The sequence below is a fragment of the Collinsella sp. LCP21S3_A3 genome (assembly GCF_052118905.1).
GTDB lineage: Bacteria > Actinomycetota > Coriobacteriia > Coriobacteriales > Coriobacteriaceae > Collinsella.
Window position 1 is genome coordinate 1 of the sequence record NZ_JBQKGH010000057.1, and the last position, 534, is coordinate 534.

The 534-nt window shown below is 68.5% G+C and carries 2 protein-coding genes; both read right to left on the reverse strand.

Annotated features, from left to right (window positions below; genetic code table 11):
• On the reverse strand, positions 1 to 337 hold a 337-nt coding region (locus tag ACTQ0H_RS09320), incomplete at its 3' end, for a capsid cement protein (RefSeq protein ID WP_441548090.1).
• A partial coding sequence (locus tag ACTQ0H_RS09325; RefSeq protein WP_441548091.1) for a hypothetical protein occupies positions 334 to 534 on the reverse strand: 201 nt, incomplete at its 5' end. The genes ACTQ0H_RS09325 and ACTQ0H_RS09320, both read right to left, overlap by 4 nt.

The window sequence follows — 534 nt, forward strand, 5'->3', positions numbered from 1 at the left end:
GAATGAGGGTGCCATCGGTGCCGCCGGTGAGGGCGAGTCCGATGGGGTTGGTTTCATTGGCGGCCACGCATCCGTCAACAGCGGTCACGACATGCTGCCCAGCGGTCACGGCGCCCTTCGCCTTGACGAGTTGGACGTGTCCGCGCAGGTGCACGACGACCTTGGACTCGGCGGCGGCGCTGTGGCCTGCGACGCCGATGTACTTGGTGGACGCGCCGGACGTGGCGGCGACTCGACGGTCACCGGTCACCTCGACGCACTGTCCGCCCTTGACGGCTGCTGACGCCGTGAACGTGACGGTCTGGCCGGGCTTGAACTGGGGCAGGTAGTCGCTCATCGCGTCTCCTCCTTCGGGTAGTAGCGGGCGTACTCGGCGTCGGCAGCGGCCTCGACCGATCCGGCGTGCCCGATCTCAGACATCGGGATCGTGTTCGGGGCCAGCGAGGCGAGGATCGCGGAAGCGCCCTCCTCGTCGGCATTGAGTTGCGCCAGCCAGTGGTCGCGGCGGGCGGGCGCGATACGCCCCTCAGTGAT